15 protein-coding genes are annotated in these 15857 nt (G+C 67.0%); 9 read left to right on the top strand and 6 right to left on the bottom strand.

Features of this window, described 5'->3' with window-relative positions; translation table 11 throughout:
- Positions 1-48 precede the first annotated feature (48 nt).
- A complete protein-coding gene (locus tag F3H87_RS07910) occupies positions 49-1335 on the top strand; it encodes an acetylornithine deacetylase/succinyl-diaminopimelate desuccinylase family protein (protein ID WP_149788038.1) in 1287 nt (428 codons plus the stop codon).
- A gap of 94 nt (positions 1336-1429) precedes the next feature.
- On the opposite strand, the gene panC is transcribed toward F3H87_RS07910, so the two are convergent.
- Positions 1430-2290: a pantoate--beta-alanine ligase gene (panC, locus tag F3H87_RS07905; protein ID WP_149788037.1), complete on the bottom strand. Its 861-nt coding sequence runs from the start codon at positions 2288-2290 to the stop codon at positions 1430-1432.
- Positions 2291-2475: 185 nt separating this feature from the next.
- On the opposite strand from panC, the gene F3H87_RS07900 reads away from it, so the two are divergent.
- From F3H87_RS07900 to F3H87_RS07870, 7 genes are all read left to right on the top strand, one after another.
- Entirely contained in the window at positions 2476-3960 is a 1485-nt protein-coding gene (locus F3H87_RS07900) for an ABC transporter substrate-binding protein (RefSeq protein WP_149788036.1), read from the top strand.
- A gap of 141 nt (positions 3961-4101) precedes the next feature.
- The gene (locus F3H87_RS07895; protein WP_149788035.1) at positions 4102-5049 is read left to right on the top strand and encodes an ABC transporter permease; all 948 of its coding nucleotides are present in this window, start codon (positions 4102-4104) and stop codon (positions 5047-5049) included.
- Positions 5046-5861 (top strand): ABC transporter permease, encoded by an 816-nt coding sequence (locus tag F3H87_RS07890; protein WP_149788034.1) that lies wholly within the window; start codon positions 5046-5048, stop codon positions 5859-5861. The genes F3H87_RS07895 and F3H87_RS07890 overlap by 4 nt, the downstream gene beginning before the upstream one ends.
- A complete protein-coding gene (locus tag F3H87_RS07885) occupies positions 5858-7465 on the top strand; it encodes an ABC transporter ATP-binding protein (RefSeq protein WP_149788033.1) in 1608 nt (535 codons plus the stop codon). The genes F3H87_RS07890 and F3H87_RS07885 overlap by 4 nt, the downstream gene beginning before the upstream one ends.
- Complete coding sequence (locus F3H87_RS07880; protein ID WP_149788032.1) at positions 7455-8909, top strand: aldehyde dehydrogenase family protein; 1455 nt, start codon at positions 7455-7457, stop codon at positions 8907-8909. Before F3H87_RS07885 ends, F3H87_RS07880 begins: the two co-directional genes overlap by 11 nt.
- On the top strand, positions 8906-10063 hold the full coding sequence (locus tag F3H87_RS07875; RefSeq protein WP_149788031.1) for a winged helix-turn-helix domain-containing protein: 1158 nt from the start codon (positions 8906-8908) through the stop codon (positions 10061-10063). Before F3H87_RS07880 ends, F3H87_RS07875 begins: the two co-directional genes overlap by 4 nt.
- A gap of 30 nt (positions 10064-10093) precedes the next feature.
- On the top strand, positions 10094-10837 hold the full coding sequence (locus tag F3H87_RS07870) for an SDR family oxidoreductase (RefSeq protein ID WP_149788030.1): 744 nt from the start codon (positions 10094-10096) through the stop codon (positions 10835-10837).
- A gap of 122 nt (positions 10838-10959) precedes the next feature.
- Here the strand turns inward: F3H87_RS07870 and F3H87_RS07865 are convergent, their stop codons facing one another.
- From F3H87_RS07865 to F3H87_RS07845, 5 genes are all read right to left on the bottom strand, one after another.
- A complete protein-coding gene (locus tag F3H87_RS07865) occupies positions 10960-11145 on the bottom strand; it encodes a Trm112 family protein (protein ID WP_149788029.1) in 186 nt (61 codons plus the stop codon).
- Positions 11142-11789: an LON peptidase substrate-binding domain-containing protein gene (locus F3H87_RS07860; protein WP_149788028.1), complete on the bottom strand. Its 648-nt coding sequence runs from the start codon at positions 11787-11789 to the stop codon at positions 11142-11144. The genes F3H87_RS07865 and F3H87_RS07860 overlap by 4 nt, the downstream gene beginning before the upstream one ends.
- Positions 11790-11815: 26 nt before the next feature.
- Positions 11816-12742: a thioredoxin family protein gene (locus F3H87_RS07855; RefSeq protein WP_149788027.1), complete on the bottom strand. Its 927-nt coding sequence runs from the start codon at positions 12740-12742 to the stop codon at positions 11816-11818.
- An 82-nt stretch (positions 12743-12824) separates the two neighbouring features.
- Positions 12825-13613, bottom strand: coding sequence for an exodeoxyribonuclease III (locus F3H87_RS07850; RefSeq protein ID WP_149788026.1), 789 nt, complete (start codon positions 13611-13613; stop codon positions 12825-12827).
- 259 nt (positions 13614-13872) lie between these two features.
- Positions 13873-14559 carry a response regulator transcription factor gene (locus F3H87_RS07845; RefSeq protein ID WP_149788025.1) on the bottom strand — a complete coding sequence of 229 codons (687 nt, stop codon included), beginning with the start codon at positions 14557-14559 and terminating at the stop codon, positions 13873-13875.
- Positions 14560-14715: 156 nt separating this feature from the next.
- On the opposite strand from F3H87_RS07845, the gene ribA reads away from it, so the two are divergent.
- Positions 14716-15810 (top strand): GTP cyclohydrolase II, encoded by a 1095-nt coding sequence (gene ribA / locus F3H87_RS07840; RefSeq protein WP_149788024.1) that lies wholly within the window; start codon positions 14716-14718, stop codon positions 15808-15810.
- Positions 15811-15857 lie beyond the last annotated feature (47 nt).

Here is a 15857-nt window from a genome sequence, read left to right as displayed (position 1 = left end):
GTAGTGTCACCCGCGCATTCTTCCACCCTGCCAGCAAGGGACCGCAAGATGACGCTGAAAGACAAGCTGACCGCAGAAATCGAGGCACGCCGCGACGACCTGACCGCGCTCTGCCGCGACCTGATCCGCATCCCCACCCTGAACCCGCCGGGCCAGAATTACCGCGAAATCTGCGACTACCTCGACCGGCGCCTGCTGAAATCGGGCTTTCACACCGAACTGGTGCGCGCCCAGGGGGCCAAGGGCGACAGCGACAAGTACCCGCGCTGGAACATCGTCGCCCGCCGCGAGGGCGCCCGGCCCGGCGAATGCGTGCATTTCAACAGCCATATCGACGTGGTCGAGGTCGGCCGCGGCTGGACGACCGATCCCTTCGGCGGCGAGGTGAAGGATGGCAAGGTCTATGGCCGCGGCGCCTGCGACATGAAGGGCGGGCTGGCCGCCAGCATCGTCGCCGCCGAGGCGTTCATAGCCATCTGCCCCGACTATGCCGGCGCGATCGAGATCAGCGGCACGGCGGACGAGGAATCCGGCGGTTTCGGCGGTGTCGCCTACCTTGCCGAAAAGGGTTATTTCGATCCCGCGCGCGTGCAGCACGTCATCATCCCCGAGCCGCTGAACAAGGATCGCATCTGCCTGGGCCATCGCGGCGTCTGGTGGGCCGAGATCGAAACCTACGGCGAAATCGCCCACGGCTCGATGCCGTTCCTGGGCGATTGCGCGGTCCGTCACATGGGCGCAGTCATGCACGAGATGGAGGAAACGCTGTTCCCCGCGCTGGCGCAGAAACGCACCGACATGCCCGTGGTACCCGAAGGCGCGCGTCAATCTACGCTCAACATCAACTCGATCCACGGCGGCGAGGCCGAGCAGGACCCCGACTACACCGGCCTGCCCAGCCCTTGCGTGCCCGACAGCTGCCGCATGGTGATCGACCGCCGTTTCCTGATCGAGGAAGACATCGACGAGGTGCAGGAGGAAATCCACGCCATCCTGCGCGCGGTCAAGGAACGCCGCGCCACGTTCAGCTACGACGTGCGCGAATTGCAGCGCGTCCTGCCCACGATGACCGAAAAAAGCGCGCCGGTGGTGCAGACCGTGGCCCGCGCGATCACCGATGTTCTGGCCACCGATCCGCAATACGTGGTCAGCCCCGGCACCTATGACCAGAAACATATCGACCGGATCGGGCGGCTGAAGAACTGCATCGCCTACGGGCCGGGCATCCTCGACCTGGCGCATAAACCGGACGAATATGTCGGCATCGACGATATGGTGGACAGCGCCAAGATCATGGCCCTGTCGCTGGCCGAGCTTCTGGCGCCCGGTCACTGACATGCCGCGCCCTGCCTTCCTCTCTCGGGAAATATCCCCGCCGGAGGCTCCTGCCGCCGCCACGCGCGCGCGGCCGGGCGGGGGCGCTGCCGGTTCAGACCGCGATATTGTCGATCAGCCGGACACCGGCCAGCCAGGCCGCCGCGAACAGCCGTGCGGGCCGGTCGGGGCGCTCCAGCAGCGCAAGCCCTTCGGCGGCGCGCAGCTCCAGGTAATCCACCCCGGTAAACCCCGCGCTGTCCAGCCGCGCAAGGGCCGCTGGGCGCAGCGTGGTCACGTCGGCGCCCGCGCGCAGGTCGGCCGCCATCTGCGCCATCACCTCGTGCAGCACCGGCGCGTGGATGCGCGCCCGGTCCGACAGCAGCAGGTTGCGCGAGGACATGGCCAGCCCGTCCTCTTCGCGGATGGTGGGGCAACCGACCACCTCGATCGGGATATCCAGATCGCGCGCCATGCGGGTGACGACCTGCAACTGCTGGTAATCCTTCTGCCCGAAATAGGCCCGGTCGGCCGATGTCTGCAGGAAAAGCTTGGCGACCACTGTGGCCATGCCGTCGAAGTGGCCGGGCCGGTGCGCCCCGCACAGCATCCCGGTCAGCCCCGTGACCGATACCGTGGTGGCAAACCCCTCGGGATAGACCTGCGCGCCGTCCGGCACATAGATCGCGTCGACGCCGATCGGCGCCAGCTTGCGCGCGTCCTCGTCCTCGGTCCGGGGATAGGCGGCCAGGTCCTCGGGGTTGTTGAACTGCCGCGGGTTCACGAAGATCGTCACGATCACCCGGCTGCAATCGGCGCGGGCGGCGCGCGCAAGGCTCAGATGACCCTGGTGCAGCGCACCCATGGTCGGCACCACGCCGATGGTTTCGCCCGCGTCGCGCCAGCGCCGGGTAAGGGCGCGCAGGTCCGGCAGGGTTCGGACGATGGGGGCGGGTCGGTGGCTGTCGGCGGTCATCTTCGGGGTCCGGGGCTGGGCCGCGCGGCGGCGGCCGGGATGGCCGGCTGGGTAACAATATTGCGCGGGGGCGTCCACAGGATTTCGGTCGTATCGGTGACTTGATTATGCCGGTCATAAGGTGAACACTCGGCGCCGCGGACCCGGCCGCGCGGTGTGCGCCGGGGCAACAGGGAGATTTTGCAATGTTTTCTGGATGGTTGCGAGCCGGCGCACTGAGCGCCGCGGCAGTGGTGGCCAGTGTCGGATGGGCGCAGGCCAGAACCGATCTGGTGGTGGGGATGCAGCTCGAACCGCCGCATCTCGACCCGACCAGCGCGGCGGCGGGCGCGATCGACAGCGTGCTCTATTCCAACGTCTTCGAAGGGCTGACGCGATTCATGTCCGACGGCTCGGTCGTGCCGGGGCTGGCGGAAAGCTGGGAGATTTCAGAGGACGGCACCGTCTACACCTTCACCCTGCGCAGCGGCGTAAGCTTCCATGACGGCACCGCGATGGATGCCGAGGACGTGAAATTCAGCCTCGACCGCGCCCGCGCCGAGGACAGCCAGAACGCGCAGAAGGCGCTGTTCGCCGATATCGACACGGTCGAGGTGGTGGACCCGCAAACCGTGCGCGTGACGCTGAAGCAGCCCAATGGCAGCTTCCTGTTCAACATGGCCTGGGGCGACGCGGTGATCGTCGCGCCCGAGTCGATCGACGGTATCAAGCAGCAGCCCGTCGGCACCGGCGCCTTCAAATTCTCCAATTGGGTGCAGGGCGACCGGATCGAGATCGTGAAGAATCCCGATTACTGGGGCGAACCGGCAAAGCTCGACCGCGCCACCTTCAAGTTCATCGCCGATCCCACCGCCGCCTTCGCCGCCGTGATGGCCGAGGACGTGCATGTCTTTTCGGGCTTCCCCGCGCCGGAGAACCTGCCGCAGTTCGAGGCCGATCCCCGGTTCCAGGTGCTTGTCGGCTCGACCGAGGGCGAAACCATCCTGGGCACCAACAACAAGATGCCGCCCTTCGACAACGTCAAGGTGCGCGAGGCGCTGGCCCATGCCATCGACCGCCAGGCCATCATCGACGGCGCGATGTTCGGATACGGCACGCCCATCGGCACCCATTTCGCGCCGCACAACCCCGATTACGTCGACCTGACCGGCATGTCGGACTACGACCCGGAAAAGTCGAAGGCCCTGCTGGCCGAGGCCGGGTTTCCCGACGGGTTCACCACCACGCTGAAACTGCCGCCGCCCTCCTACGCGCGGCGCGGGGGCGAGATCATCGCCGCCCAGCTGCGCGAGGTCGGCATCCAGACCGAGATCACCAACCTGGAATGGCCGCAATGGCTGGAAGAGGTGTTCCGCGGCAAGGATTTCGGCCTGACCATCGTCAGCCACACGGAACCCGCCGACATCAACATCTACGCCCGGCCGGATTACTATTTCCAGTATGACAACCCGGCCTTCCAGCAGTTGATGACGGATCTGAACAACACCACCGACCCGGCGGGCCGCTCGGCGATCCTGAAACAGGCGCAGGAGATGATCGCCGGGGATTACGTCAACGGCTATCTCTTCCAGCTCGCCGCGCTGAGCGTGGCGAACGCCAAGGTCATGGGCCTGTGGGCCAACGCCCCCACACAGGCCACCGACCTGACCGGCGTCTACTGGGAAGACTGACCAGACCCCGCCGCCCGTGACGCGGTTTCACGCATCGCGGGCGGCGGGACACTTGCGCCTCCGGCGGGAGTATTTTGGGAACGATGAAGGGGGGAGGGTGCGCCCTTCCCCTTTTCCGACGGGAAAGGCAACCGGGCAGGCATGCTGCGCTTTGCATTGAAACGGCTGATGTCCTTGGTGGTGACGCTCTGGGTAGCGTCGCTGGTGATCTTCCTGTCGCTCGAGGTGGTGCCGGGCGATCCGGCGGCCTTCATGCTGGGACTGAACGCGCAAGAGGACACGCTGGCCGCGCTGCGTGACGAACTGGGCCTGAACAAGGGGCCGGTGGAACGCTATACCGATTGGGTGGGCGGGATGCTGGTGGGCGATTTCGGCACCTCCTACACCTATCGCACGCCGGTGTCGCGGATGATCCTCGACCGGGTGCAGGTCAGCCTGCCGCTGGCGCTTTATGCGCTGACGCTGTCGACGCTGATCGCCTTTCCCGCCGGCATCTGGGCCGCGGCGCGGCGCGGCAAGCCCACCGATATCGTGGTGATGGGGATCACGCAGCTTGGCGTGGCGATCCCGAATTTCTGGTTCGCCATGCTGATGGTGCTGGTCTTTGCCATCAACCTGCGCTGGTTCAACGCGGGCGGTTTCGCCGGCTGGGACGCGGGTTTCTTCCCGGCGATGAAATCGCTGACCCTGCCCGCCATCGCGCTGGCGCTGCCGCAGGCGTCGATCCTGGCGCGGGTGATGCGCTCGTCGCTTCTGGATACGCTGAACGAGGATTTCATCCGTACCGCCCGCGCCAAGGGCCTGTCGCGCCGGCAGGCGCTGTGGCGGCACGCGCTGCGCAACGCGCTGATCCCGGTGCTGACCATCATCGGGCTGCAATTCGCCTTTCTTCTGGCCGGTGCGATCATCATCGAGAACGTGTTCTTCCTGCCCGGCCTCGGGCGGCTGGTGTTCCAGGCGATCTCGGCGCGTGACCTGATCGTGGTGGAATCGGTGGTGATGCTGCTGGTCTTTGCGGTGGTGCTGGTGAATTTCCTGGTCGATCTGGCCTATGCCGCCGTCGATCCGAGGCTGAGGGGGCGCCGATGAACCGCAACCTTGCCTTCGGCGCGGGGCTGACCGCCGTTTTCGTGCTGGCCGCGCTGATCAGCTTTGCCTGGGTGCCGCAGGACGTCACGCAGATGGACATCGCCAACAAGATCAGGCCGCCCTCGCCCGCGCATCCGCTGGGCACCGATCATTTCGGCCGCGATATCCTGAGCATGATCATGGTCGGTGCGCGCACCTCGATCGCCGTCGCGCTGGTGGCCGTCGGCATCGGCATGGGGCTGGGCGTGCCGCTGGGGCTGGCCGCCGCCGCGCGCAAGGGCGGCTGGCTGGACGAGGTGATCATGCGCGCCAACGACCTGGTTTTCGCCTTCCCCTCGCTGCTGATCGCGATCATGATCACCGCGATTTTCGGCGCCTCGGCGCTGAACGCGATCATCGCCATCGGCATCTTCAACATCCCCGTCTTCGCGCGGCTGACGCGCTCGGGCGCGCTGTCGCTGTGGACGCGGGATTTCGTGCTGGCCGCGCGGGTCGCGGGCAAGGGCGCGGCGCGGATCAGTTTCGAACATATCCTGCCCAACGTCACCAACCTGCTGATCGTGCAGGGCACGATCCAGTTCAGCCTCGGCATCCTGGCCGAGGCGGGGCTGTCCTATGTCGGGCTCGGCGCGCAGCCGCCCACACCCAGCTGGGGCCGGATGCTGGCCGACAGCCAGACGATGGTCAGCTTCGCCCCCCACATGGCGCTGTTTCCCGGCCTTGCGATCCTGCTGACCGTGCTGGGGCTGAACCTGATGGGCGATGGGCTGCGCGACCTCCTCGACCCCAGGCTCAGGAGGGATCGGCAATGACCCTGCTGCAGATCGACACCCTGTCGCTGGATATTCGCGGCACCCCGATCCTGCGCGACGTGTCGCTGTCGGTCGATGCCGGCCAGATCGTCGGCGTGATCGGCGAAAGCGGCTCGGGCAAGTCGATGACCGCGTTCTCGGTCATGCAACTGCTGCCGCAGGGATCGGTCTGTTCCGGGCGCATCTCGCTGTCGGGGCATGAAATACTGGCGCTGTCCGAGGATCACCTGTGCCGGCTGCGCGGCAACGACGTGTCGATGGTGTTCCAGGAACCGATGACCGCGCTGAACCCGCTCAAGACCATAGGCGAGCAGGTGGCCGAAACCATCCTGATCCACGAACGCACCACCGCCGAAGACGCCCGCAAACGCGCGGCCGAGGCCCTGCGCCGCGTCGAGCTGCCGCAGGACCGGTTCCCGCTGTCGCGCTACCCGCACGAGCTGTCGGGCGGGCAGCGGCAGCGTGTGGTGATCGCGATGGCCATCGCCCTGCGCCCCAAACTGCTGATCGCGGACGAACCCACCACCGCGCTGGACGTGACCACGCAGGCCGAGATCCTGACCCTGCTGAAACGGCTGGTGCAGGAGGACGGGATGGGCCTGCTGATGATCAGCCACGACCTGGCGGTGGTGGCCGACATGGCCGATCACATCGTCATCATGCGCCGGGGCGAGGTGGTGGAACAGGGGCCGACGCAAACCCTGCTGCGCGGGATGCAGCACCCCTATTCGCTGGCGCTGCTGGCGGCATCCGACCACGTGCCCGACCGCGAGGGCACACCGCAGGACACGCCGCTGCTGCGGGTGCGCGACGTGGTGCGCGACTATCCCACCCCACGCAAGGGGCTGTGGGGCAAGCCCGGCACGTTCCGCGCGGTGGACGGCGTCAGCTTCGATATCCGCCGGGGCGAGAACCTTGGCCTTGTGGGCGAATCCGGCTGCGGCAAATCCACCCTGACCCGCGCCATCCTGGGGCTGGAAGAGGTGCAGGCCGGCACCATCGCACTGGATGGCGAGCCGGTCTTTACCGGGCACCGGCCCAACCGCGCGGTGCGCCGCCGGATGCAGGTGGTGTTCCAGGACCCTTACGGCAGCTTCAACCCCCGTCACAAGGTCGCGCGGCTGGTCTGCGAACCCTTCCACCTGCTCGACGATCCGCCCACCGGCGCCGCGCGCGATCGCGCCACCGCCGGGGCGCTGGAAAGCGTGGGGCTGTCGGCGGGCGATGCCGACAAGTATATCCACGAGTTCTCCGGCGGGCAGCGCCAGCGCATCGCCATCGCCCGCGCGCTGATCATCCGGCCCGACCTGATCATCCTGGACGAGGCGGTATCGGCCCTGGATGTCAGCGTGCGCGCGCAGGTGCTCGACCTGCTGGCCGACCTGTCCGACCGCTTCGGGCTGACCTATCTGTTCATCTCTCACGACCTTTCCGTCGTGCGCTCGATCACCGACCGCGTGCTGGTGATGCAGGCGGGCCGGATCGTGGAACAGGGCGAAACCGAACGGGTCTTTGCCGACCCGCAACACGGCTATACGCAACAACTGATCGCAGCCGCGCCGCAGCTGCCCGACGACGTAAGGAAACTGGCACATGAGCACTGATCTTCCCCTCTGGTTCGACCCCGCGAAATGCCTGATCGGCGGGCAATGGGTGGCCCCGGAACAGGGCGGCACCCTGCCGCTTTTCGACCCCTCGACCGGCGCGCAGATCGGCGAGATCGCGCGCGGCACCGCCGGGGATATCGACGCCGCCGTGCAGGCCGCCGAAACCGCGCGGCATGGCGACTGGGCCCGCCTGTCCGCTGCCGAACGCGGGCGCATCCTGCTGCGCCTCGGCCAGTTGGTGACGGAACGGGTGGACGAGCTTGCGCGGATCGAGGCGCTGGACGTCGGCAAGCCGCTGAAACAGGCCCGCGCCGACGCTGTGGCGCTGGCGCGCTATTGCGAATTCTACGGCGGGGCCGCCGACAAGCTGATGGGCGAAACCATCCCCTATCTCGACGGCTATACCGTCTATACCCTGCGCGAACCGCACGGGGTGACGGGCCATATCGTGCCGTGGAACTATCCCATGCAGATCATCGGCCGATCCGTCGGCGCGGCGCTGGCCACCGGCAATACCTGCGTGCTGAAACCGGCCGAGGATGCCTGCCTGACCGCGCTGGCCTTTGCCGACCTGGCCAAGGCCGCCGGCCTGCCCGATGGCGTGCTGAACGTCGTGCCCGGCCTCGGCGCCGAGGCGGGCGCGGCGCTGACCGCCCATCCCGGTATCCATCACATCAGCTTTACCGGCTCGGTCGGCACCGGCATCATGGTGCAGGAGGCCGCGGCCAGGAACGTGATCCCCGTCACGCTGGAACTGGGCGGCAAATCCCCCCAGATCGTGTTCGACGATGCCGATCTGGACGCCGCCCTGCCCTTCCTTGTCAACGCAGGCATCCAGAACTGCGGCCAGACCTGTTCGGCCTCGTCGCGCATCCTTGTGCACCGGGCCATCCACGACCAGCTACTGGACCGCATGGCCGAACGCTATGGCGCGCTGCGCGTGGGCCCGGCGATGGACGATCTCGACGTGGGCCCGCTGATCTCGGCCAAGCAGAAGGGGATCGTCTCGGGCTATCTCGACCGGGGCGCGGACCTGGAAATCGCCGGGCAGGCGCAGCTGGGCGACCTGCCCGGCGGCGGCTATTACGTGCCGCCCACGCTGTTTTCCGGCGTGACGGCGGATCACGATCTTGCCCAGTCGGAAATCTTCGGACCCGTGCAGGTGGTCATTCCCTTCGATGACGAGGACGAGGCGGTGCAGATCGCCAACGGCACCGATTACGGCCTTGTCGCAAGCGTCTGGAGCCAGAACGGCGCGCGCCAGATGCGGCTGGCGCGCAAGGTGCGGGCGGGGCAGATCTTCATCAACAATTACGGCGCGGGCGGCGGGGTGGAGCTGCCCTTCGGCGGGATGGGCAAATCCGGCCACGGCCGCGAAAAGGGGTTCGAGGCGATGTATGGCTTTACCACCCTCAAAACCGTCGCGGCCTGGCACGGGTGACCGCCCCGCTGGCCATATCCAACCGCGATGCGCGGCGGCTGTGGCTGTGGGCGAACGGGCTGTCGCCCGCGCCCACAGGGCCGGTGGACGTGCCGGGCACGATCCGGGCGCTGGGGCTGTTGCAGATCGACACGATCCGCAACGTCACCCGCGCCCATAACCACATCCTGTGGACCCGCAACCAGAACTACCGCGAGGGGATGCTGTGGCCGCACCTGGCCGGCCGCGCCCTGTTCGAGCATTTCACCCATGACGCCAGCCTGCTGCCGGTGGAGATGCTGCCGCTCTGGCAGGTGCAGTTCCGCCGGCTGGGCGAACGTGCGGCGCGCGCGGCATGGTACCAGTCGGGGCTCGGCCAGCAGGAAATCGCCCGCATCCGCGACCGCATCGCGCAAGAGGGGCCGCTCTCGACCCACGCCTTCGACACCAAGGCGGAAAGCCGCGAGATGTGGGCCCGCCCGCCGCATAAAAAGGCGCTGGACCAGATGTGGTATGCCGGGCGCCTCGCCACGTCGCACCGCGAGAATTTCGTCAAGTTTTACGACCTGGGCGAACGGGTGTTCCCCGGTCATGACCCCGCCGAGGATGCCCATGCCCTGCTGCGGCTGGGCGATGACGCGCTCGACCGGCTGAGCGTCGCCACCCCCGGCGAGGTACAGCGGTTCTGGGGCGTCGCCACCGCGCCCGAAACCCGCGGCTGGGCCGCGCAGGCCGACACCGTGCCGGTGCGCATCCAGTGCGCCGATGGCACGTGGCGCGACGCGCTGGCGCATCCCGACATCGAAACGCGCCTTGCCCGCGCACCCGCCGCCACCACGCGGCTGCGCATCCTCAACCCGTTCGATCCCGCCATCCGCGACCGCGACCGGCTGGCCCGGCTTTTCGGCTTCGACTACCGCAACGAAATGTTCGTGCCCGCCGCCCGCCGCCGCTGGGGCTATTACGTCTACCCGCTGCTGGAGGGCGACCGTTTCGTGGGCCGGATCGAGATCAAGGCAGACCGGGCGGCGGGCCTCATGCGCGTCACCGGATTCTGGCCGGAACCGCGCGTGAAATGGGGCGCGGCGCGGGTGGGAAAACTGGACACCGAACTCGCCCGCTTCGGGCGCCTGGTGGGCATAGACGACATTCAATGGACCGCGGCCCGCCCCTGAGCGTGCCGCATCAGCAAGGAGAAGAAGACAATGAGACTCGACGGAAAAACCGCCATCGTCACCGGCGGCGCCAGCGGTTTCGGCGCCGGCATCGTGCGCAAGTTCGCGGCCGAAGGCGCGCGGGTGATGATCGTGGACCTCAACGCCGACGGCGCCGACGGCCTTGCCGAAGAGGTGGGCGGCGGCGCCTTCGGATACGCCTGCAACGTGGCCAATGGCGGCGCGGTGGCCGACATGGCCGAAACCGCGCTGTCGCGGATGGGGCATGTCGACATCCTGGTGAACAACGCCGGCGTCACGCATATGCCCAAACCGATGGAGGACGTGACGGACGAGGAATTCGACCACGTTTTCCTGGTGAACTGCAAATCCGTCTACCTGACCGCCCGCGCGCTGGTGCCGCATATGAAACCCCGCGGCGGCGCGATCCTGAACGTGGCCTCCACCGCCGGGCTGTCGCCACGCCCGAACCTCAACTGGTATAACGCGTCCAAAGGCTGGATGATCACGGCGACCAAGACGATGGCGGTGGAACTCGCGCCCCGGCAGGTGCGCGTCAACGCGCTGTGCCCGGTGGCGGGGGAAACGCCGCTGCTGGCCAGTTTCATGGGCGAGGACACACCCGAGATGCGCGCGAAATTCCTGTCGACCATTCCGATCGGCCGCTTTTCCACCCCCGAGGACATGGGCAACGCCGCCTGTTTCCTGTGCTCGGACGAGGCCAGCATGATCACCGGCGTCGCGATGGAAGTGGACGGCGGGCGCTGCATCTGAACAGCTCCCCTTCGGGTAACCGCAACAGAGGGCAACGCAGGCCCCCCGGCCGTGCGATGCCCGGGCCGCTGCGCGGCTGTTCCGGGCGGGGTGCGTCGTTCCGACGCCACCCCCGCCCCCGCTCAATCCAGCAGGCGCGCCTCGTCCACCAGCATGACGGGGATGCCGTTTCGGATCGGATAGGCCAGATGCGCCGCCCGGGAAATCAGCTCCTGCCGCTCGGCATCGTATTCCAGCACCGCGCCGGATTTCGGGCAGACCAGCGCCTCCAGCATCCGGCGGTCGAACAGTTGCGGCTCGTCGCTCATTGCATCACCTCTTTGCCGTCGCCACCGCGCAGCGCGTATTCCAGAAGCCCCATCAGGGTCTCGCGCCGGGTGGTCAGGCACGGCGCCTCCAGCAGCGCCTGCTTGTCCTCGATATCGAAATCCAGCAGCATCGACAACGAGTTGACCAGCAATTCGTCATCCGCCTCGCGCAGCGACTCCCAGTCGGTATTCAGGCTGCGCGCCGAGAAATAGCGATGCAGAAGCGCCATCAGCGCATCGCGGTTGAAACTGCTGTCACCCTCTTCGGCGCCGCGGTCGCGGTCGAACCCGTCCCACGAGGCGCGCACCCGGCGATAGGGGGTAAAGCCCTCGATCTCGTCCATGACGCGAAACCGCGACACGCCCGTCAGCGTGATCAGATAGCGCCCGTCCTCGGTTTCCGAAAACTGCGTCACCCGCCCCGCGCAGCCGATCCGGTGCAGGGCCGGGCCGTGTTTCGACTCGCGCCCCCGGACCGGCTGGATCATCCCGATCATCCGGTCCGGCACCTTCAGCGCATCCTCCAGCATCGCAAGGTAACGCGGTTCGAAGATATGCAGGGGCAGCCGGGCGCGCGGCAGCAGCAGCGCCCCCGGCAATGGAAAGACCGGTATCACATCGGGAAAGTCGAACGGTTTTGCCATGCCTCAGAACTAGGCCCCGAAACGGGTCAGGCAAATATCATCGAGCTAAGCTTGCGACGGCCGTTCAGAACCACCGGATCGTTGGGTTTCAGCGCCTCGAAAATGGTGAAAAGCTGCGCCTTCGCGGCACCGTCGTTCCACTCGCGGTCACGGCGGAAAAGCTCCAGCAACTGCTCCACCGCCTCTTCGCCCTTGCCCTTGGCATAAAGCGCCTGCGCGTAATCATAGCGCGCCTGGTGGTCACCGGGATCGGCCTCGACCTGCGCACGCAGATCGTCCAGCGGCCCGGCCCCCTCGGCCTGCCGCGCCAGTTCAAGCTGGGCCCTCGCGGCCTCGATGGGCGCGCTGGTGGCGATCTCGGCGGGGGCGCCGTTCAGCACCGCCTCGGCCTCGTCCAGTTGCCCCGAGGCGATATGGCAGCGCACCAGCCCGGCATAGGCCTCGGCATGCGCCGGCTCTTCGCCCAGGATCGCGGCAAAGGTCTGTGCGGCATCGGCCACCGCGCCCTGCGCGAGCATCTCTTCGGCGGCGGCCACGGCCTCGTCCAGCCCGCCGCTGGCATCGCCGCCCGCGGCCTGCACCACGCGCTCGATGAAGGCCTTGATCTCGGATTGCGGCACCGCGCCCTGGAACATGTCCACCGGCCGACCCTGGTAGAAGGCGACAACCGTCGGGATCGACTGCAGCGGCAGCCCCTGCTGCGCCAGCGCGCTGGCCAGCCGCTGTGCCTCGTCCACGTTCACCTTGGCCATCTTTACCGCGCCTTTCGCGGCCTTCACGGCATCTTCCAGCATCGGGCCCAGCGTCTTGCACGGGCCGCACCACGGCGCCCAGAAATCGACGATCACCGGCACCTCGGCCGAGCCATCGACCACTTCGGCCATGAACGCCTCTTCGCCCACATCCTTGATCAGATCGCTTGCATCGGGGGTGTTTTGCCCAAGTTCCAGCATGGTCCTATGCATCCTTTCGCAACTTTGCCCCTATATGCGCCTTCGCGTGCGGGAATTCAAAGGGGGATTGGGCGACCCGGCCCTACAGGTCGAACTCCGCGAAAACCGGCGCGTGGTCGCTGGGTTTTTCCCAGCCACGCACATCGCGCAGGATGCGGCTGCCATGGCCCGCATTGGCGATATCCGCGGTGGCCCAGACGTGATCCAGCCGTCGGCCCTTGTCGGCAGCGTCCCAGTCGCGCGCGCGATAGGACCACCAGGAATAAAGCTGCCCCTCGGGAATATCGGCCCGCGTGACATCGACCCAGCCGCCGGCCTCCTGCGCCTGGCCCAGGTGCTCGACCTCGATGGGCGTATGGCTCACCACCTTCAGCAACTGCTTGTGCGACCACACGTCATCCTCGCGCGGGGCGATGTTCAGATCGCCCACCAGGATCGCCTTTTCGGGCCGGTCGCCATGGAACCAGTCACGCATCTCTGTCAGGTAATCCAGCTTTTGCCCGAATTTCTCGTTCACCGCGCGGTCCGGCACATCGCCTCCCGCGGGCACATAGAAATTGTGGATGACGACCCCGTTTTCCAGCCGTCCCGCCACGTGCCGCGCATGGCCGAGACCGGCGAAATCCATATCGCCCACATCCTCGATCGGCAGCTTCGACAGGATGGCGACGCCGTTATACCCCTTCTGCCCCCGCGCGATCATGTGGCCGTATCCCAGCGCCGAGAACAGATCGGCGGGGATCTTGTCGACCGGGCTTTTGCATTCCTGCAGGCAGAGCACGTCCGGCCCCTCCTCGCGCAGCAGCTTTTCGACCAGCCCCGCGCGCAACCGGACCGAGTTGATGTTCCACGTGGCAAGGGTAAAGGGCATCGGCGCATCTCCTGATCGGTTGGGTCTGGACGCTGGCCTAGCACAGGCACGAACCGGATGGGAGGGGGCGAAAACCGGCCCTCCGCAACGATGGCCATGACCGCGCCGGGCCATGCCGCCAAAAAAAGACCCGGGCAAAGCCCGGGCCAGGTCCAACAGGGAGGTGCATATCATTACCCGGATATGCGGCGGGATAGGGTCAACTTAACCTGTATACGATCATATGCCTTGATCTGGATCAGGTGGAGTCAGGAATACCTTACGCTACCAGACGGTACCCTCCAGATTCGGTCACAAGAAGGCGAGCATTTGACGGATCTGGTTCAATTTTTTGGCGAAGCCGGTAAATATGCGTCTCCAGCGTGTGCGTGGTGACACCGGCGTTATAGCCCCAGACCTCGTGCAGCAGCACATCGCGCGCCACCACCCCCTCGGCCGAGCGGTACAGGAATTTCAGGATATTGGTTTCCTTCTCGGTCAGGCGAATCTTGCGATCGTCCTCGGTGATCAACATCTTCATCGCCGGCTTGAACGTGTACGGCCCCAACTGGAACACCGCATCCTCGGATTGCTCGTGCTGGCGCAGCTGCGCCCGGATGCGCGCCAGCAGAACCGGGAACTTGAACGGCTTGGTCACGTAATCGTTCGCCCCCGCATCCAGCCCCAGGATCGTGTCGGCATCGCTGTCGTGGCCGGTCAGCATCAGGATCGGCGCCTTGACACCCTGCTTGCGCATCAGCCGGCACAGCTCGCGCCCGTCGGTGTCGGGCAGACCCACGTCCAGGATCACCAGGTCGTAAAGCCCCTCCTTGGCCTTCTGCATCGCCTCGCTGCCGTTGCCGGCCTCGAAAACGTCGAAATCCTCGGTCATGACAAGCTGCTCGCTCAGCGCCTCGCGCAGGTCCTCGTCATCGTCCACAAGCAGAATTTTCTTGAGCTGCGCCATGATACGCCCTCCTTTGCCGTGCCTGGTAACGGAAATGAGCGTGCCGCGCCGCCGCTGCAAGAAATGCTGCAATCCCTTCACGCGGACGTGTAGCCTGCGCGAGATATGTTTCAAATCCGGCACGGACCGGCTAAATCATGTCCGAAAGGACAGCGCATGAGCTTCACCCCCACGCCACCCGAACTTCTGGCCCGCGCCCGCGCCGACCTGCGCATGGGGGTGCCGGTCGTGCTGACGGGTAAGGGTGGCGGCGGGGCGCTGGCGCTGGCCGCGGAAACGCTGACCGCCGGCAGGCTCGCCGATCTGCGCGCCATGGGCGGCGCGCCGGTTCTGGCGATCACCGCGCGCCGCGCCGAAACGCTCAAGGCGCGGCCCTATGACGGCGACCTCGCGCGGCTGCGCCTGCCCGCCGATGCCGGGCTGGCATGGGTGCTGGCCGTGGCCGACCCCGCCGACGATCTCGACATGCCGATGAAAGGCCCGTTCCACGCGTACCGCGAAGGCCCGGCAGACCTGCACCGGCTGGCGCTGACCCTTGCGAAATCCGCGCGCCTGCTGCCCGCCGCGCTGCTGCTCGACCTGCCCGACCCGGCGGGATTTGCCGCGGCGCAGGCGCTCACGCATCTGCCCGCCGCGCTGGTTGCGCCGCTCCTGGCCGCGACGCCCCACCCCGACCCGGTGGTCTCTGCCCGCCTGCCCGTCGAGGCGGCCGAGGCCGGCCGGCTGCATATCTTCCGCCCCGCCGATGGCAGCGAGGAACATTACGCCTTCGAAATCGGCCAGCCCGCGCGCAGCGAGCCGGTGCTGGCGCGGCTGCATTCGGCCTGCTTCACCGGCGACGTGCTGGGCAGCCTGAAATGCGATTGCGGCCCGCAACTGCGCGGCGCGCTGGCGCAGATGGGCGCGAACGGCGCGGGCGTGCTACTCTATCTCAACCAGGAAGGGCGCGGCATCGGCCTGGCCAACAAGATGCGCGCCTATTCCCTGCAGGATCAGGGCTTCGATACGGTCGAGGCCAATCACCGGCTGGGGTTCGAGGATGACGAGCGCGATTTCCGCCTCGGCGCCGATATCCTGAAATCCATGGGCTTTTCCGCCGTGCGCCTGCTGACAAACAACCCGCGCAAGATCGCCATGATGGAAAAGCACGGGCTGAAAGTGGTCGAACGGGTGCCGCTGAAACTGGGCGAAACCGCGCATAACCGCGCCTATCTCGCCACCAAGGCAGCCAAGTCGGGCCACCTGCTGTGACCCCGGTTTCCTCTCTCCGGCGATATCCCGGGGGTGAGGCCGCAGGC

The organism is Lutimaribacter pacificus (genome assembly GCF_900142185.1).
Classification (GTDB): domain Bacteria; phylum Pseudomonadota; class Alphaproteobacteria; order Rhodobacterales; family Rhodobacteraceae; genus Lutimaribacter; species Lutimaribacter pacificus.
This window is presented reverse-complemented; position numbering and strand designations above follow the sequence as displayed.

Coding starts and splice junctions, on each gene's coding strand:
- F3H87_RS07910 (WP_149788038.1), top strand. CDS start 49: ATGACGCTGAAAGACAAGCTGACCGCAGAAATCGAGGCACGCCGCGAC.
- panC (WP_149788037.1), bottom strand. CDS start 2,290: ATGACCGCCGACAGCCACCGACCCGCCCCCATCGTCCGAACCCTGCCG.
- F3H87_RS07900 (WP_149788036.1), top strand. CDS start 2,476: ATGTTTTCTGGATGGTTGCGAGCCGGCGCACTGAGCGCCGCGGCAGTG.
- F3H87_RS07895 (WP_149788035.1), top strand. CDS start 4,102: ATGCTGCGCTTTGCATTGAAACGGCTGATGTCCTTGGTGGTGACGCTC.
- F3H87_RS07890 (WP_149788034.1), top strand. CDS start 5,046: ATGAACCGCAACCTTGCCTTCGGCGCGGGGCTGACCGCCGTTTTCGTG.
- F3H87_RS07885 (WP_149788033.1), top strand. CDS start 5,858: ATGACCCTGCTGCAGATCGACACCCTGTCGCTGGATATTCGCGGCACC.
- F3H87_RS07880 (WP_149788032.1), top strand. CDS start 7,455: ATGAGCACTGATCTTCCCCTCTGGTTCGACCCCGCGAAATGCCTGATC.
- F3H87_RS07870 (WP_149788030.1), top strand. CDS start 10,094: ATGAGACTCGACGGAAAAACCGCCATCGTCACCGGCGGCGCCAGCGGT.
- F3H87_RS07865 (WP_149788029.1), bottom strand. CDS start 11,145: ATGAGCGACGAGCCGCAACTGTTCGACCGCCGGATGCTGGAGGCGCTG.
- F3H87_RS07860 (WP_149788028.1), bottom strand. CDS start 11,789: ATGGCAAAACCGTTCGACTTTCCCGATGTGATACCGGTCTTTCCATTG.
- F3H87_RS07855 (WP_149788027.1), bottom strand. CDS start 12,742: ATGCTGGAACTTGGGCAAAACACCCCCGATGCAAGCGATCTGATCAAG.
- F3H87_RS07850 (WP_149788026.1), bottom strand. CDS start 13,613: ATGCCCTTTACCCTTGCCACGTGGAACATCAACTCGGTCCGGTTGCGC.
- F3H87_RS07845 (WP_149788025.1), bottom strand. CDS start 14,559: ATGGCGCAGCTCAAGAAAATTCTGCTTGTGGACGATGACGAGGACCTG.
- ribA (WP_149788024.1), top strand. CDS start 14,716: ATGAGCTTCACCCCCACGCCACCCGAACTTCTGGCCCGCGCCCGCGCC.